Here is a 26832-nt window from a genome sequence, read left to right as displayed (position 1 = left end):
CTGAAAAATTTACAAGACATATTATATAAGGTTGCTATCAAACAAGTGTTTGGTATTACCAATATTGATGTAAATCAGATTGTTTTCGATTCTAGAAAAATTGAAAAGAACGATGTTTTTATTGCGCAAAAAGGTGTGCAAGTAGATGGTCATTTATATATTGATAAAGCAATTGCTTTAGGTGCTACAGCTGTTGTTTGCGAAGATTTTCCTTCGGATAAAAAGGAAGGAATAACTTATATTCAGGTTGATGATGCAAATGTTGCTTTGGCAATTATGGCTTCTAATTTTTATGATAATCCTTCCACAAAATTTCAAGTTGTTGGTGTAACAGGTACAAATGGTAAAACCACAATTGCATCACTTTTATATCAGTTATTTCATAAGGCAGGTTATAAAGTAGGCTTATTATCAACAGTTAAAATTTTGGTTGATGATGCCGAGTTCAAAGCCACGCATACCACTCCAGATTCAGTTACCATTAACAAGTATTTAGATATGATGTTAGAGGCTGGTGTTGAGTATTGTTTTATGGAAGTGAGTTCGCACGGAATTCATCAAAAAAGAACAGAAGGTTTAACTTTTGCTGGCGGAATTTTTACAAACCTTTCTCACGATCATTTAGATTATCATGCAACTTTTGCTGAGTACAGAAATGTAAAAAAACAATTTTTTGATGCTTTGCCTAATTCGGCTTTTGCATTAACAAATATCGATGATAAAAATGGCAACTTTATGTTGCAAAACACCAAAGCTAAAAAATACACTTACGCTTTAAAAACATTAGCAGATTATAAAACTAGAATTTTGGAAAAACAACTTTCTGGAACTTTAATTTCTGTGGATGGTACAGAAGTTTGGACCAAATTAATAGGTGTTTTTAATATCTATAATCTTACTGCAATTATTGCAACTGCAGAATTATTAGGCTTAGATAAATTAGAAATATTAACAATTGTAAGTCAATTAGAAAGTGTGAGTGGGCGATTTCAGTACACAATTTCTGATGATGGAATTACAGCAATTGTAGATTATGCACACACTCCAGATGCATTAAAAAATGTATTAGAAACCATTAATGATATTAGAACCAACAACGAAAGTGTGATTACAGTTGTAGGTTGTGGAGGTGATAGAGACAAAACAAAAAGACCAAAAATGGCAAATATTGCATCGCAATTAAGTAACCAAGCCATTTTTACATCAGATAACCCAAGAACAGAAAATGCACAAACCATTTTAGATGAAATGGAAGTTGGGGTTTCTGCAGAAAATTATAGAAAAACATTAACAGTATTAGATAGAAGACAGGCTATAAAAACAGCGTGTAAAATTTCTAAAACTGGAGACATTATTTTAATTGCTGGAAAAGGACACGAAAATTATCAAGAAATAAATGGAGTTCGTACTCATTTTGATGATTTAGAAGAAGTTACTAATTGTTTCAATCAACTAAAAAAGAAGTAGAAATGCTGTATTATTTATTCGAATATTTAGAAAGTCAGTTTAGCATTCCAGGCGCAAGTGTGTTTCAGTTTATCACATTTAGAGCAGCAGCAGCTTTTATTTTGTCTTTATTAGTTTCTTCTATTTATGGTAGAGGAATTATCGATTTTTTAAGAAAACAACAAATAGGTGAAACAGTTAGAGATTTAGGTTTAGAAGGACAAAAACAGAAATCTGGTACACCAACAATGGGAGGTGTTATCATTATTTTGGCAACTTTAATCCCAGTTATTTTATTAACAAAGTTAGATAATATTTACATTGTAATTCTAATAATAACTACAGTTTGGATGGGTTCTATTGGTTTTTTAGACGATTATATTAAAGTCTTTAAAAAAGACAAAGAAGGTTTAAAAGGTAAATTTAAAGTTCTTGGGCAAGTTGGTTTAGGTGTAATTGTTGGTTCTATGCTTTATTTTAATGATGGTGTTACTATAAAAGAACAATTGCCAGTAGAACAGCAAGTTGTTCAAGAAAATGGAAAGAGAAAGGTTTTTGGAGAGGCACATAAATCAACCAAAACAACAATTCCATTCTTTAAAAATAACGAGTTCGATTATGCAAAACCTTTAAGTTTTTTAGGTGATGGTTATCAAAAATATGGTTGGATTATTTTCATTTTCATCACCGTTTTTATTGTAACAGGTATTTCTAATGGAGCAAATTTAACAGACGGAATTGATGGGTTAGCTGCAGGATCATCAGCAATTATTGTTATTACACTAGCAGTATTTGCTTGGGTTTCTGGGAATATAATTTTTGCAGATTATTTAGATGTAATGTACATACCAAATTCTGGAGAAATGACAGTTTTTATACTTGCTTTTGCAGGAGCTTTAATTGGGTTTTTATGGTACAACACATATCCTGCTCAAGTTTTTATGGGTGATACTGGTAGTTTAACCATTGGTGGTATTATAGCAGTAATTGCAATTTCGATTCGTAAAGAATTGTTGTTGCCAATTTTAGCAGGAATTTTTGTAGTAGAAAATCTTTCTGTGATTATGCAAGTTTCTTGGTTTAAATACACAAAAAAGAAGTTTGGTGAAGGACGAAGGATTTTTAAAATGGCGCCTTTACATCACCATTATCAAAAGTTAAATTATCACGAAAGTAAAATTGTTGTTCGCTTCTGGATTATCGGAATTCTATTAGCAGTTTTTACAATTGTTACTTTAAAATTAAGATAAAAATGAAGAGACTAGTTGTTCTTGGAGCAGGAGAAAGTGGAGCTGGAACAGCAATTTTAGGCAAACAAAAAGGATATGATGTTTTTGTTTCAGACAAAGGTTTAATATCAAAAAAGTACAAAGAAGTTCTTTTACATAACGAAATAGATTTTGAGGAAAATCAACATACAGAAAGCAAAATTTTAAATGCTGATGTTGTAATGAAAAGTCCTGGTATACCTGATAAAGTTGCCTTAATTCAAAAATTGATTAAAAATTCGATTCCAGTAATTTCTGAAATTGAATTTGCAGCACAATTTACGGATGCAAAAATTATTGGTATTACAGGTTCTAATGGTAAAACAACGACCACATTATTAACGCATCATATTTTAAAAAACGCAGGTTTAAACGTTGGTATTGCAGGTAATATAGGTGACAGTTTTGCAAAGCAAGTGGTAGAAAACGATTTTAAAAACTATGTTTTAGAAATCAGTAGTTTTCAGTTAGATGGTATTGTAGATTTCTGCCCACACATTGCAATTATAACCAATATTACACCAGATCATTTAGATAGATATGAATATGATTTTGATAAATATATAGCCTCAAAATTTAGAATTACTAAAAATCAAAAACCAACTGATTATTTAATTTATGATGCAGATGATGAAGCAATATATAATTGGTTAAAAGTAAATAAAACAAGCGCAAAATTGGTTCCTTTTTCGCTTGACAAAGAATTAGAATATGGAGCTTATATCAAAGAAAATACAATAATGATCAATATAAATAAAGAAAAAATAAATATGCCAATTTCAACATTATCAGTGAAAGGAAAACACAATACAAAAAATGCAATGGCTTCTGCTATGGCTGCACAATTGTTGAGTGTAAGAAAAGAGTTTATTAAAGAAAGTTTGGCAGAGTTTGAGGGTGCAGAGCATCGTTTAGAAAATGTTGGTAAAATAATGGGTGTAGAATACATAAACGACTCTAAAGCGACTAATGTTAACGCAACTTTTTATGCATTAGAGTGTATGGAAAAATCAACAGTTTGGATTGTAGGTGGTGTAGATAAAGGAAATGATTATGCAGATTTGTTGCCATTAGTTAGAGAAAAAGTTAAGGCAATTGTTTGTTTAGGTTTAGACAATACCAAAATTAAAAACACGTTTGGCAATGTTGTAGATTTTATTGTAGAAACTGCAGGTGCAGAAGAAGCAGTAAAAGTATCTCATAAATTGGCAGAAAAAGGAGATGCTGTTTTGTTATCACCAGCTTGTGCAAGTTTCGATTTATTTGAAAGTTACGAAGATAGAGGTCGTCAATTTAAAAATGCAGTTAGAAATTTATAATAAATAAAATCCTAGTTTTTAAAAAGAGATAAATAGGAAATGAAAACCGTTTTTCAACATATAAAAGGAGATAAAACCATTTGGGCAATTGTTGCTATTTTGGCGGTTTTCTCATTTATGCCAGTGTATAGTGCAAGCACAAATCTGGTATATGTTGTGGGTTCTGGTTCTACTTTAGGATATTTAATAAAACATATGGTTTTATTAATTATGGGTTTCGCTATTATTTATGGAGTACATAAAATACCATACAGATATTTTTCTGGAGGCTCAGTTTTAATGCTGCCAATCGTAATTATTCTATTGATTTTTACTTTAATGCAAGGTACAGTAATAGAAGGCGCAAACGCAAGTAGATGGATTCGTATTCCGTTTGTAGGTGTTGGTTTTCAAACATCAACTTTAGCTGGTTTGGTATTAATGGTTTATGTAGCAAGATATTTGGCAAAGAATAAAGAGAAAGAAATAAAATTTAAAGAAAGTATTTTTCAACTTTGGTTGCCTGTAGCTATAGTTTTAATATTGATTTTACCCGCAAACTTTTCTACAACAGCTATTATTTTTGTAATGATTTTAATGGTTGTTTTTATAGGTGGATACCCAATAAAATATATAGGGATCATTTTAGGAGCAGGTATTTTAGCACTAGCATTTTTTGTTTTAATAGCAAAAGCATTTCCAGACGCAATGCCAAACAGAGTGCAAACCTGGCAAAATAGAATAGAAAATTTTTCTGATAAAGAAAGCAAAGAAGCCTATCAAGTAGAAAAAGCGAAAATAGCAATAGCAACAGGAGGTCCAATTGGTAGAGGTCCAGGAAAAAGTGTACAGAAAAATTTTTTACCACAATCATCATCAGATTTTATTTTTGCAATAATTGTAGAAGAATATGGTTTGGCTGGCGGACTTATGGTAATATTTATATACTTTCTATTGTTGTTTAGAATTTTTGTTGTTATTAGAAAAACGACCACAATTTTCGGAACTTTATTGGTGGTTGGTGTAGGTTGTCCCATAATTTTTCAGGCAACAATAAATATGGCAGTTGCTACAAATTTGTTTCCAGTAACTGGACAAACATTACCATTAATTAGTAGTGGTGGTACTTCTATCTGGATGACTTGTTTTGCACTTGGAATGATTTTAAGTGTAAGTGCATCAAAAGAAGAAACGGAAGAAGATATTTTAGATGATAACCCTTTAGATATTTTGCATGAAACGATATAACATACTTATTTCTGGAGGAGGAACAGGAGGTCATATCTATCCTGCAATTGCAATCGCAAATGAAATAAAATTGCGATATCCAGATGCAAACTTTTTGTTTGTAGGTGCAAAAGATAAAATGGAAATGGAAAAGGTGCCACAAGCAGGATACAAAATTAAAGGCTTGTGGATTTCTGGTATTCAAAGAAAAATAACATTCAGTAATTTAATGTTTCCAATTAAATTCATTAGTAGTTTAATTAAAGCATCAAGTATAGTAAGGCAGTTTCAGCCAGATGTTGCTATTGGTACAGGAGGTTTTGCAAGTGGGCCAACATTAATAATGGCAAGTAGAAATGGAGTGCCAACATTAATACAAGAGCAAAATTCTTTTCCAGGAATAACGAATAAGTTATTAAGTAAAAAAGCTCATAAAATATGTGTAGCGTACAATAATTTAGAACGTTTTTTTTCTTCGGATAAAATTGTAAAAACGGGTAACCCTGTTCGTCAAGATTTGTTAAATATTTATACAAAAGTTGATGAGGGAAAACAGTTTTTTAAGTTAGATAAAACAAAGAAAACAGTTTTAGTTTTAGGAGGAAGTTTAGGCGCAAGAAAAATAAATCAGTTAATAGAAAGTAATTTAGAGTTTTTTAAAAAGCAAGAAGTTCAAGTAATTTGGCAATGTGGTAAATTTTATATTGATGATTATAAGAAATACAGTGATTTAGAGTATACTCAAGTACATCAATTTATCAATAGAATGGATTTGGCTTATGCAGCTGCAGATTTTGTGATTTCTAGATCAGGTGCAAGTTCAGTTTCTGAATTATGTATAGTTGGTAAACCTGTAATTTTTATTCCTTCTCCAAATGTGGCAGAAGATCATCAAACAAAAAATGCAAAAGCAATTGCAGATAATCATGGAGCAATTTTATTACCTGAAAAAGAAATAGACACATTTCCAATTGTTTTTGAAACTTTATTAAAAGATAAAGGGAAACAAGAAAATTTATCAGAAAACATTAAAGAATTGGCTTTGCCAAGTGCAACAACAAATATTGTAAACGAAATAGAAAAGTTATTAAATAAGTGAATTTAAAAAATATACATAACGTTTTTTTCATAGGTATTGGAGGTATAGGTATGAGTGCAATTGCACGCTATTTTGCCGCCAATAATAAAGCTGTGTCTGGTTATGATAAAACTCCTTCTCAAATTACAAATGATTTAGAGAAATTAGGAGTCGAAATTCATTTTAATGATGTTGTTAAAAACATTCCAATTTCATTTTTAAATAAGGATAAAACTTTGGTTGTTTATACGCCTGCAATTTCTAAGAATCATAAGCAATTAAATTATTTTATACAAAATGATTTTAAGGTTTATAAAAGATCAGAAATTTTAGGAGAAATTACAAAATCTACCTTTTGTTTAGGAGTAGCAGGTACACATGGTAAAACCACAACTTCTTCTATTTTGGGTCATATTATGGCAGAAGTAAAAGCCACTTCTTTTTTAGGCGGAATTGCAGAAAACTACAATTCAAACTTAATTTTAGGAGAAGATAAAATTTCTGTAGTAGAAGCAGATGAATTTGATAGATCTTTTTTACAATTAAGTCCTAACATTGCTTGCATAACTTCTATGGATGCAGATCATTTAGATATTTATGGAGCCCCAGAAGCTTTACAAGAATCGTTTTTTGCATTCTCACAAAAAGTGTCAGATACTTTAATAGTTGCCAAAGGCTTACCTATAGAAGGATTAACTTATGCTATAAATGAAGATGCAGATTATAAGGTATTTAACTTAAGGATTAAAAACGGAAAGTATATTTTTGATGTACAAACACCATCAGAAAAAATATATGATATAACGTTTCTTTTACCTGGTAATCATAATATAATGAATGCTTTGGCAGCTTTAGCTATGGCAGATGTATATGGAGTTTCTTTAGAGATTATCAGAAAAAGTTTAGCAACATTTAAAGGGGTTAAACGTAGGTTTTCTTATAAGATTAAAAGCAATGATTTTGTTTTGATTGATGATTATGCACATCATCCAACAGAAATAAATGCAGTTGAAAGTGCAGTTAGAGAAATGTATCCAAATGAAAAAGTGTTGGTTGTTTTTCAGCCGCATTTGTTTTCTAGAACTAAAGATTTTATAGATGATTTTGCAAATGCCTTATCAAAGTTTGATGAAATCTTGTTATTAGATATTTATCCTGCTAGAGAAGAACCAATAAAAGGAGTAACCTCTGAGTGGTTATTAAATAAAATTGAGAATAGCAACAAAAAGTTGACCCAAAGAATACATTTGGTTAAAGATATTAAGAATTCGGCATCAAAAATAGTAGTAATGTTAGGTGCAGGTGATATTGGAGTAATGATAAATGAGGTTGCAGAACAATTTTTAAAACCCCAAGAAAATGAAGTTTAAAAAGGTTTTAAAATACACTCTATTTCTTTTGATAATAGCTAGTTTAGGGTTTTTGTATAGTTTTTCATCTGTAAGAAATCAAGAAAAAAAAGTATCAGAAATAGTAATAGAATTTGAAGATGGTGACAATAATTTCTTAACACATTCGATGGTTAATAAATTGTTAATACAAAATGACTCGAGTGTGATAAACCAAGCAAAATCTGTGATAAATTTATACGGTTTAGAAAAACAGGTAGCAAAGAACCCTTATGTAGAAAAAGCATCTGTATTTTTAACCATAAATGGTACACTTAAATCTATCATAAAACAAAGAACTCCTGTAGCAAGAATTATTGCTGATGGTGGTTCTTATTATGTTGATAAACAGGGAGTAAAAGTGCCTTTGTCAGAGAATTATTCAGCAAGAGTTATCTTGGTTTCTGGTATAGGAAAAGAGGAAGATATTAAAGAAATATTGCCTTTAATATCTAAAATTCTAGAGGATGATTTTTTGCAAAAAGAAATAGTCGGAATTCAGAAATCTGACGTTTCTGAGTATAAATTTTCTGTAAGAAGTGGTAATTATAAAATTGATTTCGGAAAATTAGAAGAAGTTGACGTAAAATTTAAAAAATTAAAAGCGTTTTATAATAAAACATTTTTGGATAAAACTATTCAAAATTATAAAACAATAAATGTAAAATATCACAACCAAGTTGTGTGCACTAAATAAACTAAAATGGAAGATAATAAAATAGCTGTTGGTTTAGATATTGGTACAACCAAAATAGTTGCCATGATTGGTCGTAAAAACGAATATGGAAAAATTGAGGTTGTTGGTATAGGTAAAGCAAAAAGTTTAGGCGTTAAACGTGGTGTAGTAAGTAATATTACACAAACTATACAATCTATACAACAAGCAGTAGATGAAGCAGAAAGTGTATCTGGTGTTAAAATTGAAGAAGTTGTAGTAGGTATTGCAGGTCAGCATATTAGAAGTTTACATCACAGCGATTATATCACAAGAAATAATGCAGATGAAGTAATTGAAGATGTAGATATAGATGATTTGGTAAACCAAGTACATAAATTGGTAATGTTACCAGGAGAAGAAATTATTCACGTGTTACCACAAGAATTTAAGGTGGATTCTCAAGCTGATATTAAAGAACCAATAGGTATGTATGGAGGTCGTTTAGAAGCTAATTTTCATGTAGTTGTTGGGCAAGTTTCATCTATCAGAAATATTGGAAGGTGTGTAAAAAGTGCTGGTTTAGATTTAAGTGAAATTACTTTAGAACCTTTGGCATCAGCATCTGCAGTATTGAGTCAAGAAGAAAAAGAAGCAGGTGTTGCTTTAATTGATATTGGTGGTGGTACAACAGATTTAGCCATTTTTAAAGATGGTATTATTAGACACACAGCTGTAATACCTTTTGGAGGTAATGTTATTACTGATGATATTAAAGAAGGCTGTTCAATTATAGAAAAGCAAGCTGAATTATTAAAAATTAAGTTCGGTTCTGCTTGGCCAGGAGAAAATAAAGAAACAGAAATTGTTTCTATACCAGGTTTACGAGGTAGAGAACCAAAAGAAATTACCTTAAAAAATCTATCAAAAATTATACATGCTAGAGTTCAAGAAATTATAGAGCATGTGTATTTAGAAATTAAAAATTACGGACATGAAACTGCAAAAGGTAAACTAATTGCAGGTATTGTGTTAACAGGTGGTGGTTCTCAATTAAAACACTTACGTCAGTTAGTAGAATATATTACTGGTATGGATGCTAGAATTGGATTTCCAAACGAACATTTAGCAGGCGATTCTGATGAAGCACTGTCAAGCCCTTCTTATGCAACTGCAGTTGGTTTGTTAATGGAAGGTTTAGAAAAAGAAATAAAAATTGAAGAGGTTGTAGAAGAAATTGTAAACGAACAAACTGAAGAAGAAACAGAAGAAGATACAACACCAAAAGTAGAAATTAAGGCAAAGCCAAAAAAGAAATCTTTCTTCGAGAAGTTTACAGAAGGATTAAAAGATTTTTTAGATAATGCTGAGTAAGATCAGTAAAGAATAATAGAAAGAACAAACAACAATATAAATTTAAAAAGATAAACGTTATTATGAGCGCAGAATTTGATAACATTTTATTTGATATGCCAAAAACACAATCGAACACCATAAAAGTAATTGGTGTTGGTGGTGGAGGTAGCAATGCTGTAAACCACATGTTTAAGCAACACATTAACGGAGTAGATTTTGTAATCTGTAATACAGATGCACAAGCTCTAGAAAATAGCCCTATTCCTAATAAAATTCAATTAGGTGCAAACCTTACTTCAGGTTTGGGTGCAGGTGCAAATCCAGAAATTGGAGCACAAGCTGCTAAAGAAAGTATGCAAGAAGTACAGCAAATGTTAAATACCCAAACAAAAATGGTATTTATTACTGCTGGTATGGGTGGTGGTACAGGTACAGGAGCTGCACCTATAATTGCAAAAATTGCAAAAGATATGGATATTTTAACGGTTGGTATTGTAACAATGCCATTCGCTTTTGAAGGTAAAAGACGTACAAAACAAGCACAATTAGGAATTGATCAACTGCGCCAAAATGTAGATTCTTTAATTGTTATAAACAATAATAAATTAAGAGAAGTTTACGGAAATCTAGGTTTTAAAGCTGGTTTCTCTAAAGCTGATGAGGTTTTATCTACTGCATCTAAAGGTATTGCAGAAGTTATTACACATCACTATAAACAAAATATTGATTTACATGATGCTAAAACTGTACTATCTAATAGTGGTACAGCAATTATGGGTTCTGCAAAAGAAGAAGGAGAAACAAGAGCCAAAAATGCAATTGTTAAAGCCTTAGATTCACCTTTATTAAATGATAATAAAATTACAGGAGCCAAAAATGTATTGTTGTTAATAGTTTCTGGTACTAGTGAAGTTACATTAGATGAAATAGGAGAAATTAATGATTATATTCAAGATGAAGCTGGTTATGATGCCAACATTATTATGGGTATTGGAGAAGATGAAGAATTAGGAGATGCTATTTCTGTTACCATTGTTGCCACAGGTTTTGCTGCAGATCAACAAAGTACAATTACAAATACAGAGGTTAAAAAAGTAATTCACACATTAGAAGATGAGCAAAAAGCAACTTATAATTTTGCAGAAAAAACAATTACAAAGCAACCAACAATAAATACACCTTTAGCTACAAATAGAGCAGAAGAAAAAATAGTACATACTTTAGTTGAAGAAGTAGAGGATACTAAACCTAAAATGGATTTAGTAAAAACGAATGCTATTATTGCAAGTATGCCAGTAGAATTCGAAGAAGTTTCTAATACTATAATTTCTGAGGATGACTTTATTATTACTGATATTGTTAAACAAGAAAAAATAGAAGAAGAGCCAAAACCTATACAAACTGATTTGTTGTTTGATTTGCCTTTAAATTCTTACACAGAAGTTACAAAAGACGATGAAATAAAATTTAGCATTACAAACGAAGAAAAGGAAGTAAATGTTAATAATATTGAAGTGTTTGGAGCAACAGAAATTGTAGCAAAAAAAGAAACACGTTACGTTTTAGAAGATTTTGCAGCAGAACCAACAATTGGTAAGAGTTCTAGAATTACTGAAGAAAGAAAAATTGCAGAAGAAGAAATTAAGTTTGAGCTAAAATCAGCTACTCCAAATGAAGTTAATAATATAGAAACTTTAAGTGAAGAAGTTTCTCCTATGGATTTAACTATAAATGAGTTGCAAAAAAGAGCAGAAGAAAGACGTAAGAATATGAAAAAATTTAATTACGACTTTAAAGAAAACTTAAATAAAAACATAGACGAAATAGAACGTCAGCCAGCTTATAAAAGACTAGGAGTAGATTTAGATAAGAATATGACTACAAGTAAAACTAAAACAGCGTTAAAAAAAGATGAAGAAAGTATTGATTTTAAATCAAATAACTCTTTTTTACATGATAATGTAGATTAATTTTTAAGTTTTCATTAAATTATAAAAGTCACATCGTTTTGATGTGACTTTTTTTTGTAAATTGTTATCAAACAAGTAATAACCCCCAATTATACCGTTAGTCGACACTTTAAAGTAAAGCAACTTTTTTTAAAGTTTTATAGTTAGTCCACTCTGTATCTTTGACCAAAATCTAGGACAATGAAAACAACACAAAAAAAAACCAAAACATTTAAACTATTCGTATTAATTCTTTTAGTAGGATTTTTCGGGTATGCACAAGACGAACCTTTTAGTTGCGATTATAATGCATATTTATTTCAAAGAAATGATATTTATGCATTAGATTTAGCTTCAGGAAGCTCTTATTTAATAAAAGAAAATGTTACTGAAGGCAATGTTAATGCTGTAGGTTACAATCCTACAGATGGGTACATTTGGGGGTCAGTAGCTACTCCTTCTAAAACAATTGTAAGAATTGGAAAGAATTTTAATGTAGAAAGTTTTTATATTGATGAATTGCCTACTTCTAGTAGATATATAGGAGATGTTAGTTCAGAAGGAATCTATTATTTAAAAGGAGGAGGAAAAATTTATTATACAATTGATTTAAATCCAGATTCTGAAAATTATACAAAATTTATAAGTCAAGGAACATTTTCTGTAAATTTAAGTATTCATGATTGGGCATTTAATGCTGTAGATGGGCATTTATATACTGTAGAAAAAGGTACAAATCATTTATATAGAATAAATGGAACAACAAGTGAAATTGTAGATTTAGGTGAAGTGCCAATATTAACAGGATTAGATTATCATTATGGAGCCGTTTATTTTGATGCTTCTGGTCGTTTTTATGTATCAGCAAATCAAACAGGTACAGTATATGTAATTAAAGATGTACAATCTTTAGAATCAGGAGATACAATGGATTCTAATCTTTTTGCATTCGGACCTTCTAGTAGCTCTAATGATGGTGCAAGATGTCCTACAGCTCCTGTACCACAAGAAGATTGTATTAATGGTTTAGATGATGATGGAGATGGTTTAACAGATTGTGATGATCCTTCTTGTTCTGGTGTTGCAGAATGCCCAGTTATTTTACCAGAAGTTTCTAGTGGTAATGATGGTGGTTTAGAAAGTAACGATCGTTTATCACAAAAAATTAATCAGAGAAATTATTTAAGAGTAAAAGGCAATCATAAATTTGATATTCAAACTGCTAAAAAAGTAGTAAAGACTAAAAAATATAAAACATCCATAGCAAAAAATGAAAATATTGCTTTACAAGATTTAATTCCTTTAGATGTAATAGAGGGTGCAACAGCAGTAGAATCTTCTGCTACAGATTTAGTTGATATTACAAATGCTACAGAATTATATTCTTTAGATTATGTGAAAAATAACGAAACTATAGCAGTAGTCTTAGCAACTAAAACAGAAGATGGTGTTTATGAACATACTAAGTTTATTTGTGATCGTTTATTAGGTGCAGAATTATTATCTGTCTCTACAATTGAGTTATTTCAAGAAAGTGATGAAAATGGAGAAGGAGAAGGGGTTCATTTTATAAAATCAATTATAAAAAATAGTAATGGTAGTAAAGAATTTGTTTTAAGTTTTTCTGGTAGATTAATTAATAATGACGAAAACTTTCAAATTGATAGCCATTGGAATATAGATAAATACGAAGCAGGTGCAACATATTACAACTTCCAAATTTGGGCAAGTAGTATAGATGATTTATTAACACTTGGTCATGAAGCATTAGAGTTATTCGAAGTACAAAAGCCAATTACAAATTACGATACATCATCTCCACCACCAATATTTGTTAAAAAAGGTGAATATGTAAACGGAAAATTAGAGTTAGAATTAATTAATGTTAGAAGAAGTTCTTCTGCAGTAATAGATGCTGGTTTTAAAAGAACAGAAACTTCAGATACAGAATACTTTAATAATACAATTCAATTAAATGGTAACTATATAGAACACGTAACAATAGAAACAGGAAACATTTTTGATATAGGTTTTAGAATTGAAAATGAGTTTAATTTAACTCCTGATGATTTGTTTATGTCTGATGGTGTTTGGGGTAAAGACGATTCACCTGCAGGTACAACTGTAACAGAGTTTACAATATCTCAAAACGATAATGTTTATACAGGAAGTGGTTATAGAGTAGAAAGAAACATTTCTTTAAAAGCAAATACAAGTGAATATGTTGCAGTCTTTAGATCTTTTACACCAAGATTTACAGCATTAGATTTATCAGAATACGATGTTTTAGAGTTTGATGCAAGTGGAACAGGAGATATAGAAATTACAATACTTAAAGAAAGCGTAGATGCTTGGGAGAGCCAATTTAGAACAACAATTACATTAACAGAAGGAGAAACACATTATGCAATACCTTATTCTTATTTTAAATCAACAACAGAAGGTGATATAGATTTAAGTGATGCTGTAAATATGGTCTTTACGATGTCTTCTGATGGACAAACAGCGGTTGATAAAGAATTGGAACTAAAAAACATTGAGTTTACACAACAAGCTTTAAGTGTAGGATCTGAGGTTATTGCTGAAAATGAAAGCATCATTTACCCTAATCCTTTAAGTACAAAAACTAATATTCGTTTTTATTCAGAAATAGATACTAAAACTAAAATTGAAGTGTATTCTTTAACAGGTGCTTTAATTAGAAGAGTAGAAGTAGAAACTCAGATAGGGAATAATAGTATAGAATTGTTTAGACAAGGCTTAAAAAGAGGTTTATATTTAGTAAAAGTCTCTAATGATTATAGAAATTATACTGCAAGTAAATTGGTAGTAGATTAGTTTAATAAATAGTTAATATTAAATTTAACCATCAAAAAGTTTATCTTTTTGGTGGTTTTTTTGTTTTATTTTGATTTTTTTTCTGATGCTCGTAAACCATCAATGCTATAAAAAATGATTTTTTGGGCTGATTGTTTGTTGTTTAGCTTGTAACAAAATAAATTATATCTCGTCTTAAGTATGTAATCAATTTAACCAAACCTTATGAAATCAATATACACAAACACAACAGAAAGAGGAATTTTAACATCAACTTATAAAAGAGAAATTAAACAAGGTATTTCAGCCTCTAAAAGAGCTACATTATCTAATTTTAAATCTATAATAGAAAGTCATCAAGATCATGTACAAAGCCAAACAGGTACTATATTAAGAGTTGCTTTGTTTTTTGTAGCAATAATTAAAATTGTTTATTAATTAAAAAGTATTTGTAAAAATAAAAATCCATCTTTTTAGATGGATTTTTATTTTTAATATGCGAAAATTATTTAGGTTTAAGACTAACTTAAAGCCTCTTTAATTCTCTTAACTGCTTCTCTAATTTGTAATTCAGAAGCTGCATAAGAAATTCTAATACAATCTGGTGCACCAAAAGCATCACCAGTTACAGTGGCAACATTAGCTTTTTCTAAAATAAATAAAGAAAAATCGCTGGCAGTTTCAATTTTTACGCCATCAATAGTTTTACCAAAAAATGCAGAAACATCAGGAAAAACATAAAAAGCACCTTCAGGTACATTTACTTTAAATCCTTCTATTTCTCTTAATAAGCCAATAATAATATCTCTACGAGTTTTAAACTCGTCTACCATATATTGAATTTTATTTATTGGAGCTAATACAGCAGTAATTGCAGCCCTTTGTGCAATACAGTTTGTACCAGAAGTTATTTGCCCTTGCATTTTTGTACACGCCTTAGCAATCCATTCTGGAGCGCCAATATAACCAATTCTCCAACCAGTCATTGCAAATGCTTTAGCTAAACCATTTACAGTTATAGTTCTATCGTACATACTTTCTATAGCTGCAAAACTAAAAGGTTTTGTGTCGTAGTTAATATGTTCGTAAATTTCATCAGATAAAACATAAATCTGCGGATATTTTTCTAAAACTGCAGCCAATGCTCTGTACTCAGCTTCACTATAAATAGTTCCACTAGGGTTGTTTGGTGAGTTAAAGAAAATCATTTTAGATTTAGGAGTAATAGCAGCTTCTAATTGTTCTGGTGTAATTTTAAAATCAGTATCAATAGAAGAAGGGATTTCTACAAAAGAAGCTTCACATAAAGTTGCAATTGCAGAATAACTAACCCAATAAGGTGCAGGTAATAAAACTTCATCTCCAGGGTTTAATAAAACTTGTGCAATATTTGCAATAGATTGTTTAGCTCCTGTAGATACTACAATTTGACTTGGTTTGTAATCTAAATCGTTGTCTCGTTTAAATTTTGTACAAATTGCTTCTTTTAATTCTCCATAACCATCTACAGGTGTGTAAGAATTATAGTTTTCATTAATAGCATCAATAGCAGCATCTTTAATAAAATCTGGTGTGTTAAAGTCAGGTTCTCCTAAACTTAAACCAATAATATCTTTTCCTTCTGCTCTTAATTCTCTTGCTTTAGCAGCCATTGCTAATGTCTGAGACGCTGGCAAGCTGTTAATTCTGTCCGATAATGGATGTGTCATTTTAAATGTAAATTGTTGAAATTTTGTTTACGCTAATTCAGGTTCTTGTCCTAAAACACCTAAGTGTTTAAAGTGCTCTATAATAGCTTTTCTCATTGTTTGATATTCATTATAGGGCAAATTAAATTCATTAGCTGTTTCTTTTACAATTTTAGCTAATTTACTATAATGTACATGAGAAATGTGTGGAAAAATATGATGTTCAACTTGATGATTTAAGCCTCCAGTATAAAAATTTACAAGCCAATTGCTTGGTGCAAAGTTACTTGTGGTGTATAATTGATGGACTGCCCAAGTGTGTTCTAAATTTCCATTTTCATCAGGAAGAGGCATTTCTGTATTAGGTACAATGTGTGCTAATTGAAAAACCAAACTCAAAATCATACCTGCAGTATAGTGCATTACAAAAAAGCCTATTAAAACTTTCCACCAAGCAATGTCTAAAACCAAGATTGGTAAAACTATCCAAAGTGCATAGTATGCAATTTTAGAAATCACTAATTTAGTCCATTCTACTTTTGGATTAGGAAACTTACCATAAGATAATTTGCGTTTTAAATAACTACGCATTTGTTTTATATCTGTAGTTATTGCCCAATTTATGGTTAGTAATCCGTATAAAAATATAGAATAATATTTCTGAATTTTATGAATTTTTAACCATTTAGAATGTAATGAAAAACGGATAATTCTACCAGCATCTATATCTTCATCATGGCCTTCTACATTAGTAAAAGTATGATGTAAAACATTGTGTTGTACTTTCCAATTATAAACATTACCAGCTAAAATATAAATGCTGCTCCCCATTAATTTATTAACCCATTTTCTTTTAGAAAAAGATTCATGATTAGCATCATGCATTACATTCATACCAACACCAGCCATTCCAACACCAGTAATTACCATTAAAAGTGCCATAACCCATTGAGGCATAGAAACTGTTAGTATTAATATAAAAGGAATTAAAAATAAAGAAAACATTACAATTGCTTTTGTATATAGTTTCCAGTTCCCTGTTCTTTTTATATTATTTTCTTTAAAGTAAGTATTTACTCTTTTATTTAGAGTTCTAAAAAACTTAGCTTTATCTACTCTAGAAAATTTTATTGTATTCATATATTTATTAAAGTTAGCAAAAATAAGATATTTTACATTGCTGTATATGATAAACGTCAGCTTTTGTAAAGAATTGTAAGTAACAAATAACTATTTTTGCATTACAAATTTTATTATTCATGGAAATTATACACAAATATTTTAAAGATTTATCTGAAAATCAAATTAAGCAATTTTCTAAATTACAAGATTTATATGAAGATTGGAACTTGAAAATAAACGTAGTTTCTAGAAAAGATATTGATGAGCTGTATTTAAGACACGTTTTGCATTCTTTAGGGATTGCTAAAGTAATGCAATTTAAACCAGGAGCAAAAGTAATGGATGTTGGTACAGGTGGTGGTTTTCCAGGTATTCCTTTGGCAATTTTGTTTCCAGAAACACAGTTTCATTTAGTAGATTCTATTGGTAAAAAAATAAAAGTGGTAGATGAAGTTGTGGTAGGTTTAGGATTAGAAAATGTAAAAACAACACATGGTAGAGTAGAAGAGGTAAAAGATACTTACGATTTTATAGTGAGTAGAGCAGTTGCCCAAATGGAAACTTTTGTAAGGTGGAATAAAGGTAAAATTGCCAAAAAGCAAAATCACGATTTAAAAAACGGAATTCTATATTTAAAAGGTGGTGATTTATCAGAAGAATTAAAACTATATACTTCTGCAACCATTTACGATTTGCCTAATTATTTTGATGAACCATTTTTTGAAACTAAAAAAGTGGTGCATTTAGGTATGAAGTATAAAGCGAATTAAACAGCAAAATCTATAACTCCCATAACACTCAAAAGCAAAACTATAATAGTAGTAATTATAAATAGTATTAAACAAACAACTGCTAAACCAAATAAAAACTTTAGTGTTCTTAGAAAATTTTTCCAAATAGACACTTTAAAAAATCTACCAAAAGCATAGATATAAAATAGTATATAAAGTAAAGTACTGTAAAAGTATATAGAAGGATAAAAGGCAATTGCTAAGAAAAATAAGATTAAAGTTAAATAATTAGCAAAACCATATATGTAAGCATTAATCACTAAATGTTCACCATAATTATAAGGTTTCCAAAAGGTCCATTTACTTAAAATAGCAAGTATAAATAAAAATACAAAAGTTAAAAGATTTAAATAACGAAGCATAAATTGCATTATACCATCATTCAACTTCAATTGCATTTCTGCAGTTTTTTTTCTTCTTTCTAATTTGCTTTTTTCTTTTTCAGACAGATCTATCATTTTAGAAGTGTCAATTTTGGTGTCTTTTTCTAGTTGAATTAATTGACTTGTGTTTACAGATTTATTGATAGCAATAAAATCATCAGCAAAATAATTGAAAACTAAAAGAGAAATACCAGCAGAAACTGCTAAAAATGCAAACGGATTCATATAGCGTTTGCGAACTCCACCTAAATATTCCTTTAGAATTTTTTCAGGAGTAATTAAAATAGTTCTCATTGTTAGAAAAAAAGTACTATCAAAACCGAAAACATTTATAAAAAAATCTAAAAACAGATTTTTAAAAGTAATTTTATCTGTAACTACTTTAGCTCCACAATTTTCACAAAAATGTGCATTTTCTTTTAAAGGATTTTGGCAGTTTTTACAATTCATAAAACCAAAGATAAAAATAAAATTATTTTAACTTTAAATAATTGAATTTTAGTTTTTTAAAAAATAGAAGAAGCTGTTTTAGTAGTAAATTTTTCTAAAAATAGCATTCCTTTATAAGAATTCCCTTTTTTATTTAATTTTGGGCTCCAAACTGTAATGCAATATTCATCAGGATGAATGGCAACAATACCACCACCAACACCACTTTTACCTGGTAAACCAACTCTAAAGGCAAACTCACCAGATTCATCGTAAAAACCACAAGTAAGCATTATTGCATTTATTCTTTTTGCCTGGCTTTCAGTAAGTATACTTTCTCCTTTTTTGTTTGTATACTGGTCATCAGTTAAAAAAAGGAAAATTTCTGAGAGCTCTTTACAAGTCATTTCTATAGAGCAAATATGAAAATAGAAATCTAAAACATCATCTACATCATTTTTAATATTGCCAAAAGATTTAATAAAATTACATAAAGCGACGTTTCTAAAACCAGATGTTTTTTCAGATTCAGCAACTTTTTCATTGTAATTAATGTTTTGATTGTTTGAGATTTCTCTGCAAAATTCTAAAAATTCTTTCTTCGGATTTTTTAAATGACTAACTAAAACATCACAAATAACAATGGCTCCTGCATTTATAAATGGGTTTCTAGGTTTCCCAAAATCGGCTTCTAATTGCAAAAGAGAATTAAACGGATTTCCAGAAGGTTCTACATCTACTCTGTCCCATAATTTTGCGCCTTCAAATTTATACGCTAAGGTTAATGAAAGAATTTTAGATACACTTTGTATAGAAAATTTTTTTTCAAAATCTCCAACTCCAAAGTTTTGTTTATCAATTGTAGTTATACTAATTCCAAAATTATTAGAATCTACAAACGCCAATTCTGGTATATAATCTGCAACTTTACCTGTATCGTTTATGTGTTTTAAATCATCATAAACACATTCAATTACTTCTTTATAATTTTCCATTGATTATTTATAGAATTAGTACTTGCAAACGTATTAGAATATTTGTTAAGAAACAACAAATAAGAAATCAAAAAAAGGAACTACATTGCTGTAATCCCTTCTTAATATTTTATAGATTCTGAAAAAAAATCAGAATTAGTAATTGTTAAACAATTTCTACAAACAAACCTTCATCAGTTTTAGAAACCTTTGCAACATCTTTTTTAGTTAAGCCTTTAATGGTTTTATCCCACTTTTTGTTAGATAAACCAGATTGTGTTTTTAATGCAACTAATTCTATTTTTTCTGCTTTTGTAATAATTTCTAAAACCGCTTTTTCCTCATCATTCAGTTCTATAGAAGGAGCTTTTTTTTCTGGTCTCATTTGCGGAAAAAATAACACTTCTTGTATAGATTGGTTATTTGTTAAAAACATTATTAATCTATCCATTCCAATTCCCATTCCAGAAGTTGGTGGCATTCCGTATTCTAAAGCACGTAAAAAGTCTTGATCAATAAATTCTGTTGCTTCATCATCTCCTTTTGCTGCTAATTTTAGTTGATGTTCAAAACGCTCACGTTGGTCAATTGGGTCATTTAATTCAGAATATGCATTTGCAATTTCTTTACCACAAACCATCAATTCAAAACGCTCTGTTAATTCTGGGTTGTCTCTGTGTTCTTTACAAAGTGGAGACATTTCTTTTGGATAATCTGTAATAAAAGTTGGCTGAATGTAGTTTCCTTCACATTTTTCACCAAAAATTTCATCAATTAATTTTCCTTTCCCCATTGTTTCATCCACAGGAATATTCATGCTTTTAGCAGCTGTTCTAATTTCATCTTCTGTTTTTCCTGTAATGTCAAAACCAGTAAAATGTTTAATAGAATCTGCCATAGTAACTCTAGCATAAGGCGCTTTAAAGTCTATTTTGTGCTCACCAAAAGTAGCTTCAGAAGTTCCGTTTACAGCAATTGCACAATGCTCTAAAAGTTGCTCACAGAAATCCATCATCCAGTTGTAATCTTTGTAAGAAACATAGATTTCCATGGCTGTAAATTCAGGATTATGAGTTCTATCCATTCCTTCATTTCTAAAGTTTTTAGAGAATTCATAAACACCATCAAAACCACCAACAATTAGTCTTTTTAAATACAATTCGTTAGCAATTCTCATATAAAGAGGTATGTCTAAAGAATTATGATGTGTAATAAAAGGTCTTGCTGCTGCACCACCAGGAATTGGTTGTAAAACCGGAGTTTCAACTTCAAAATAACCAGCATCATTAAAGAAAGAACGCATTGCATTAAACAATTTTGTTCTTTTTACAAATACTTCTTTTACATGCGGATTTACCACTAAATCTGCATAACGTTGTCTATAACGCATTTCAGGATCGTTAAAAGCATCAAAAGTGTTACCTTCTGCATCTACTTTTGGTAATGGTAGTGGTTTTAAAGCCTTAGAAAGCAATTTAAAATTGTTAACCATTACTGTTTTTTCACCAACTTTTGTAGTAAATAACGTACCTTCAATACCTATAAAATCACCAATATCTAGTAATTTTTTATAAACGTCATTGTACAACGTTTTATCTTCACCTTTACAGATTTCATCACGATTAAAATACACTTGTATTCTACCTTCACCATCTTGTAATTCAGCAAAAGACGCTTTACCTTGTATTCTTCTAGACATTAGTCTACCAGCAATAATTACCTGTTTTTCTTCAGTAAACTCCTGTTTTATTTCCTTCGAATTTGAATTTATTGGAAATAAATCTGCTGGATAAGGGTTTATACCCAAATCTCTTAATTTTTCGAGTTTCTCTCTACGTACAACTTCTTGTTCTGATAATTGCATTTGCTTATAATTCTAGTGTTAAATAAAGGCAACAAAGATACAATCTATGAGTAAATAGACAATTGAGAAAATTGTAAAAAAACAGATAATTATTTCTTGATAATTAAAAACAGTGTATATTTGCATGTTGCTTTTTGTTAAAGTAACATTTAGTTGTGTTGTTTTGGCACTTTAGTAAAAGTGTCGTGGTTTTGTTAACCAATGGAAAGCTTCCCTATAAAGGGACGCTTTTTTTGTTTTTACACCTTTTTTATACTCTTTTAGAAACGAGACTTTTATATATATTATTTGTAGCTATTTCCAGCTTTCATTACTCGCTTTTTTGTAAAAACAAAAAGAGCTTAAACAAGCCATTCAATCTGGGCTAAACTTGTTTGATGTGTTATTGAAGTTTTTAAGGTTATTCGAATCTTAAAGAAGAATACTATTTTTTATAACATTTTCTGTTGTTTTTTATAAAACGAATCTGCCTGTAATTTCATTAACTCTCTTGCCATTTTTTGTTTGTAGTTGTACAATTCTTCATCAGCAGTTATATCTTTATAAACTTTATTATCTATAGTAATATCAGCATTTAACATTTGTTCTCTTTGTTGCATTTGTTGAGTTGCCCAAGTTTTAACAGCAGATAATTTTTCTTCGAGTTTAAAATCATATTCACCTTTTGGCGCTAATAATTTTGCAATAATTGGAGATGTTTCAATAGCCAAAAACAGCAAGAAAATAAAAAAAGATGTAAAGAATGGTAACTCACCTAAAGCATTAATTCTTGCCATTAATCCATCAAAATTAGAAATTATGGGTTGCGATTTTGTTTCTGCCAACTTTTGATTTTCTATTAAAGAAGCAATTGTACTTTCTTTTTGTTCAATTTTAGCTGAGTTTTCTTTTTTCAGTTGCTGTAAAGCCAATAAAGAAGCGTCGTGTTTTGCTCTTTTTTCTTTGTAAACGGGTCCTTTGCCTAATTTTTTTGTTCCAGTTGTACCTTCTGCTTCAGAAATATAAATCTCGTACAAATTATTGGTTTCATTTTCTTTACTAATAATTTCTTGTTGAAGCACTTCAATTTCAGCGTTTATTTTATCAATCTCTGGTATAAATTGTTGTGCAATTTGAGATTTGTTGTCCAAAGTCATTTGGTTTTTTTCTGTCAACAAAACCTGATTGATTTCTTTTTCGAACAATTTTAATTCTAAAGGTTTAGAAATAACAGTTGCAATAATAATTGCCAAAATTATTCTAGGAGTTGCTTGTGTAAATTCTTTCCATTTAGAATCTGTTTTTTTAATGGTAGAGACTATAAACCTGTCTAAATTAAAGATTAACAATCCCCAAATTAATCCGAAGAAAATAGCACTATACAAATTATCGAAAACAGTGTATAAAGCATATGAACCAGCAATAATTGCCATAATTGCTGTAAAAAAAACTGTGGCACCAATACCAACATATTTATTTTGTTCTCCATTAGAACACTCGTTAATTAAATTTTTATCAACTCCAGAACAGGTAAGAAAGAAATTTTTAAGCAAAAGTTTTGTATTTAAATGTATAAATACAACGTTTTAAAAGCGAATTTGTTACATAAAAAAAAGCCTCAAATTTTCGAGGCTTATAAACTGTTTATTTAATTATAGATTTCACTTTATTTTCATTAATTAGTAGTTTCATCTTTTCATTAGAAGACCCACTAACGCCTTTCCACTTTGTGTTTTTTGTGCTTTTCATATCAAAAGTGCCTTTATCTTGTAATAGAACTAAGTAAAAAGAATCATCTTTATTTCTTTGATTCACTTCGTTTAACCCATATTTATTTACAATTTGAGGAGTTTTTAGATTCAGCTTAAAATTTAATTCTTTCCATTCACATCCTTTTTTACAAATCATTTTAATTTGTTCTTGATCTTTTTCAAGAATGATAGAAAATTTTGTTTTCACTACTTTATTTGTGCTGTTGTGAATACTTATTGTTCCTTTCTCTGATGGTTTATTCTTTAGTGATGTATTTGAAATCCATACTTTATAATTGCTATTATTTGTGCTTTCTGAGTGTATGGTTAAACTTTTATTCTCTTTTAATAAGGCTATTGCTTTATCAGAATTTATAGGCTCTTTTTCATAATAAAATTCGGCTCCTTTTTTTGCCATTTCAATCACTTGGTCTAAATGATTATTTGGTGGAGGTAGAGGAGCAAAGTCATTTCCAGTCCTTTTTTTCCAAGCTTCATAAGCTTTTTTCGCTCTTAAAATTTCTTCTTCTGATGCATTTGGAACAGGTGGTGGAGGTGGAATTAATAATTTGTCTTCTTCTGTTAATTCTTTTCTTAATTTATAAAATACTTTATTGTTTTTTCTTAATTTTAAATAAGGATCATAGGGATGAATAGGTCTTTTAGCTTTTTCTTTATTTTCTTTTGATAATTTAAAGTACAAACTCCCTAATTCTGAAAATAATTTTTCTAATTGTTTTTGTCTTTCTTTAGTACTTTTTACAAAATGTGGTTTTTCTAAACGTAATTCTTCGTAATATTTATTTTTTCTGTTATAAACATTACTTGTTGAATTTATTTTTGCATATAGTTTTTTAACATCCGCTAACTTAATATCATTAAAACTTTGTTGAGAACCATTACTGCTTGGAGAATTATATTTCTTTTTTTGCTCTTTTATTTCAATTTCTTTTGGCTTCTTTTCTTCTATAACTTCAATAATTTGTATAGTATCTACATCAGATAATTTTTGCCATTTAGCTTTTTCACTTGGTTTATCATCTAGAAACTCACAGAATACTTTATTATTTAAGTATGTTTTTGTTATGTAATTATCTGGTAGAATTTCACTTGCATTTGCTTTTTTATTTGATAATGTTTTACCATTTTTATCACTCAATATTCCATTTTTATTATAATATTTAATAGATTTATTTACATCTACATAAAAATATTTGTTGTTTTTAATTTCTATAAACCCTGTTTTAATAGGGTATCCTTCTTTTGAATTAAGTTGTTCTTCAATAGTCTCTATTGGGTTTTCTACAATTTCTTGTACTTCTTGCGCTTCAACTCTTTCTGCAAAGAGGTAAACAAATCCTGCTAATAACGGAATTACCGCCAGTTTTTTTAACAAGATTTTTGTGTGCGAACTTTGTGTGGTCATCATTTTTAATCTTTTTTTAGTAAGTGAATAATTCAAATTACTGGCCAAGTAATATTCGTTTTTCCAAGCAGCTTTATTTACTAATAAATGCTGATATTGGATTGTGTTTTTATGTTGATGAATTACACTCTCATCTGCCAAAAATTCATGGTTTAGTTGCACCGCTTTTTTTAGCAAAATAAAGAAAGGGTTTACCCAAAAAATGGCTTGTAATAATTCTAAGAGTAATATATCTAGTGTGTGTTTTTGTGTAACGTGTGTTAGCTCGTGTGTAAAAAGTTCTTTTTCAACCTTTTTGTTTTCGTAATCATTTTTATTGATGAAAATATAGTTCCAAAAAGTATGAGGTAATATTTTATCATTAACCAAAATTAAAATTGCTTTTTCAAAAGGAATTGCTGTGTTTTTTCTTGTTTTATGAATTATGTTAAATAAATTTTTACATAAACGAATGAATAATATTGTTGATATTATAAAATAAATGGTGACTAAAATTGATTTGTAATCAATAGGGTTCTCAATAATAATTTCTGATGAGATATTTTCAATATCGTAAGTTATATTTCCGGCTGAAACATTCTCAATAATGATAGGAGTAGCATCAACATAAATAATATATAAAGGAGCTAAAAATGAAAAGAATATACTACCTATTAAATAGAATCGATTAAAATTATGCATTTTCTCTCTTTCTAAAACTAAGTAATAGAATGCAAGAAGTAATGCTAAACAAGTTGCTGATTTTAAAAGATATGCAATCATTTTTGTTGTTTTTTTATTTGAGAATCTATTACCTTTTTTAATTCTTCTAATTCATTAGTAGATAAATTTGTTTCTTTAGTAAAAAACGATGCAAATTGACTTGCAGAATCATTGAAGAAGTTTTTGATTAGACTATTTACGTGTTTCGAAAAATAATCTGTCTTTTTTATGATTGGGTAATATTCCCTAGATTTTCCAAATAATTTATAATCTATAAAACCTTTGTCTTTAATTCTTTTTAAAAGGGTTGCAACAGTTGTAGTCGCTGGTTTTGGCTCAGGAAAATCTTCTAATAAATCTTTTAAAAATGCCTTTTTACGCTTCCATAAATATTGCATTAATTGTTCTTCTGTTTTTGATAATTGCATCCTTCAAATATTTTTACTCTACAAACATAGAATAAAAATTTTAATTCTACAAACGTAGAGTTAAAATAGTTTTTACTTTTTATACCTTTGGTTTTATAAAAAAAATAGAATGAAACGAATTTTACTATTAGTATCGATACTTATAATGTATTCTTGTGCAGCAAAAAAGTTTAATGAAAAATGGTTAAAAAAAGAAGCTCCTGCTAGTTTTAAAGCAAGATTTGAAACTACAAAAGGTAATTTTGAGATTGAAGCAAAAAGAGAATGGTCTCCAAATGGAGTGGATAGATTGTATCAACTAATAAAAAATGATTATTATGAAGATATAGCTATTTTTAGAGTTGTACCAAATTTTGTTGCTCAATTTGGTTTACATAATGATACTCTAATAAATAAAGCTTGGCAAAGTAGAAAAATTATAGATGAGCCTGTAGTTCAGAAAAATGATTCTATGACTATTTCTTTTGCTAGAGGAGGAGTAAATTCTAGATCCAATCAAATATTTATCAACCTAAAAGAAAATCATAGATTAGATAAATTGGCTTATTCTGGAGTAACTGGTTTTCCTGTAATTGCCAAAGTAATTTCTGGTCAAGAAAATATTTTAGAGTTTTACGATGGTTATGGAGATAAATTAGGCCGTAAACAAGATTCTATAAACAAATTTGGGAATAAGTTTTTAAGAGAAAAGTTTCCTAAAGTAGATTATATAACCAAAGCTTATATTTTAAAAAAATAACTTTAAGAAAGCTTAGAGTTTCTTATAATATAAAAAAAGCATCAACAAATTAATGTTGATGCTTTTTAAATATG

General features: G+C 29.3%; 21 protein-coding genes. 13 read left to right on the top strand and 8 right to left on the bottom strand.

Annotated elements, in window-relative coordinates; genetic code table 11:
• The 11 genes from ACJJVK_RS01565 to ACJJVK_RS01515 all read left to right on the top strand — a co-directional run bounded on the left by ACJJVK_RS01565 (position 1) and on the right by ACJJVK_RS01515 (position 14920).
• A complete protein-coding gene (locus ACJJVK_RS01565; RefSeq protein WP_405568292.1) occupies positions 1 to 1467 on the top strand; it encodes a UDP-N-acetylmuramoyl-L-alanyl-D-glutamate--2,6-diaminopimelate ligase in 1467 nt (488 codons plus the stop codon).
• A 2-nt stretch (positions 1468 to 1469) separates the two neighbouring features.
• On the top strand, positions 1470 to 2696 hold the full coding sequence (mraY, locus tag ACJJVK_RS01560) for a phospho-N-acetylmuramoyl-pentapeptide-transferase (protein WP_405562496.1): 1227 nt from the start codon (positions 1470 to 1472) through the stop codon (positions 2694 to 2696).
• Between the two features lie 2 nt (positions 2697 to 2698).
• A complete protein-coding gene (murD, locus tag ACJJVK_RS01555) occupies positions 2699 to 4033 on the top strand; it encodes a UDP-N-acetylmuramoyl-L-alanine--D-glutamate ligase (RefSeq protein WP_405562494.1) in 1335 nt (444 codons plus the stop codon).
• A gap of 39 nt (positions 4034 to 4072) precedes the next feature.
• The gene (locus tag ACJJVK_RS01550) at positions 4073 to 5260 is read left to right on the top strand and encodes an FtsW/RodA/SpoVE family cell cycle protein (protein ID WP_405562493.1); all 1188 of its coding nucleotides are present in this window, start codon (positions 4073 to 4075) and stop codon (positions 5258 to 5260) included.
• A complete protein-coding gene (gene murG / locus ACJJVK_RS01545; RefSeq protein ID WP_405562491.1) occupies positions 5247 to 6338 on the top strand; it encodes an undecaprenyldiphospho-muramoylpentapeptide beta-N-acetylglucosaminyltransferase in 1092 nt (363 codons plus the stop codon). The genes ACJJVK_RS01550 and murG overlap by 14 nt, the downstream gene beginning before the upstream one ends.
• Positions 6335 to 7687, top strand: coding sequence for a UDP-N-acetylmuramate--L-alanine ligase (gene murC / locus ACJJVK_RS01540; protein ID WP_405562489.1), 1353 nt, complete (start codon positions 6335 to 6337; stop codon positions 7685 to 7687). The genes murG and murC overlap by 4 nt, the downstream gene beginning before the upstream one ends.
• Entirely contained in the window at positions 7677 to 8402 is a 726-nt protein-coding gene (locus ACJJVK_RS01535) for a cell division protein FtsQ/DivIB (RefSeq protein WP_405562487.1), read from the top strand. Before murC ends, ACJJVK_RS01535 begins: the two co-directional genes overlap by 11 nt.
• 6 nt (positions 8403 to 8408) lie before the next feature.
• Positions 8409 to 9734 carry a cell division protein FtsA gene (gene ftsA, locus ACJJVK_RS01530; protein WP_215993774.1) on the top strand — a complete coding sequence of 442 codons (1326 nt, stop codon included), beginning with the start codon at positions 8409 to 8411 and terminating at the stop codon, positions 9732 to 9734.
• Positions 9735 to 9796: 62 nt separating this feature from the next.
• Positions 9797 to 11686 (top strand): cell division protein FtsZ, encoded by a 1890-nt coding sequence (ftsZ, locus tag ACJJVK_RS01525; protein ID WP_405562485.1) that lies wholly within the window; start codon positions 9797 to 9799, stop codon positions 11684 to 11686.
• A gap of 180 nt (positions 11687 to 11866) precedes the next feature.
• A complete protein-coding gene (locus ACJJVK_RS01520) occupies positions 11867 to 14503 on the top strand; it encodes a T9SS type A sorting domain-containing protein (RefSeq protein ID WP_405562483.1) in 2637 nt (878 codons plus the stop codon).
• A 204-nt stretch (positions 14504 to 14707) separates the two neighbouring features.
• Positions 14708 to 14920 (top strand): hypothetical protein, encoded by a 213-nt coding sequence (locus ACJJVK_RS01515; RefSeq protein ID WP_405562482.1) that lies wholly within the window; start codon positions 14708 to 14710, stop codon positions 14918 to 14920.
• An 83-nt stretch (positions 14921 to 15003) separates the two neighbouring features.
• Here the strand turns inward: ACJJVK_RS01515 and ACJJVK_RS01510 are convergent, their stop codons facing one another.
• Both ACJJVK_RS01510 and ACJJVK_RS01505 read right to left on the bottom strand, forming a co-directional pair.
• Entirely contained in the window at positions 15004 to 16191 is a 1188-nt protein-coding gene (locus tag ACJJVK_RS01510; protein WP_215995741.1) for a pyridoxal phosphate-dependent aminotransferase, read from the bottom strand.
• 27 nt (positions 16192 to 16218) lie between these two features.
• Positions 16219 to 17310 (bottom strand): fatty acid desaturase family protein, encoded by a 1092-nt coding sequence (locus ACJJVK_RS01505; protein WP_405562480.1) that lies wholly within the window; start codon positions 17308 to 17310, stop codon positions 16219 to 16221.
• Positions 17311 to 17429: 119 nt separating this feature from the next.
• Here ACJJVK_RS01505 and rsmG point away from each other — a divergent pair, with 119 nt between their 5' ends.
• Positions 17430 to 18062 (top strand): 16S rRNA (guanine(527)-N(7))-methyltransferase RsmG, encoded by a 633-nt coding sequence (rsmG, locus tag ACJJVK_RS01500; protein ID WP_405562479.1) that lies wholly within the window; start codon positions 17430 to 17432, stop codon positions 18060 to 18062.
• On the opposite strand, the gene ACJJVK_RS01495 is transcribed toward rsmG, so the two are convergent.
• The 6 genes from ACJJVK_RS01495 to ACJJVK_RS01470 form a co-directional block, all read right to left on the bottom strand.
• The gene (locus ACJJVK_RS01495) at positions 18059 to 18916 is read right to left on the bottom strand and encodes a DUF3667 domain-containing protein (RefSeq protein WP_405562478.1); all 858 of its coding nucleotides are present in this window, start codon (positions 18914 to 18916) and stop codon (positions 18059 to 18061) included. The genes rsmG and ACJJVK_RS01495 overlap by 4 nt on opposite strands.
• A 56-nt stretch (positions 18917 to 18972) precedes the next feature.
• The gene (locus tag ACJJVK_RS01490; protein WP_405562477.1) at positions 18973 to 19890 is read right to left on the bottom strand and encodes a glutaminase; all 918 of its coding nucleotides are present in this window, start codon (positions 19888 to 19890) and stop codon (positions 18973 to 18975) included.
• Between the two features lie 145 nt (positions 19891 to 20035).
• Complete coding sequence (gene lysS, locus ACJJVK_RS01485; RefSeq protein ID WP_405562475.1) at positions 20036 to 21733, bottom strand: lysine--tRNA ligase; 1698 nt, start codon at positions 21731 to 21733, stop codon at positions 20036 to 20038.
• Positions 21734 to 22164: 431 nt separating this feature from the next.
• On the bottom strand, positions 22165 to 23265 hold the full coding sequence (locus tag ACJJVK_RS01480; RefSeq protein WP_405562474.1) for a DUF4407 domain-containing protein: 1101 nt from the start codon (positions 23263 to 23265) through the stop codon (positions 22165 to 22167).
• 91 nt (positions 23266 to 23356) lie between these two features.
• On the bottom strand, positions 23357 to 25651 hold the full coding sequence (locus ACJJVK_RS01475) for a M56 family metallopeptidase (RefSeq protein ID WP_405562473.1): 2295 nt from the start codon (positions 25649 to 25651) through the stop codon (positions 23357 to 23359).
• Positions 25648 to 26019, bottom strand: a complete 372-nt coding sequence (locus ACJJVK_RS01470; protein ID WP_405562472.1) for a BlaI/MecI/CopY family transcriptional regulator — start codon at positions 26017 to 26019, stop codon at positions 25648 to 25650. The genes ACJJVK_RS01475 and ACJJVK_RS01470 overlap by 4 nt, the downstream gene beginning before the upstream one ends.
• Before the next feature lie 109 nt (positions 26020 to 26128).
• Here ACJJVK_RS01470 and ACJJVK_RS01465 point away from each other — a divergent pair, with 109 nt between their 5' ends.
• Positions 26129 to 26758, top strand: coding sequence for a peptidylprolyl isomerase (locus ACJJVK_RS01465; protein WP_405562470.1), 630 nt, complete (start codon positions 26129 to 26131; stop codon positions 26756 to 26758).
• Positions 26759 to 26832 lie beyond the last annotated feature (74 nt).

This window comes from Polaribacter sp. Asnod6-C07 (assembly GCF_045063625.1).
GTDB lineage: Bacteria > Bacteroidota > Bacteroidia > Flavobacteriales > Flavobacteriaceae > Polaribacter > Polaribacter vadi_A.
Note: the sequence above shows the minus strand (reverse complement) of the source record. Positions and strands in the feature narration are given on the sequence as shown.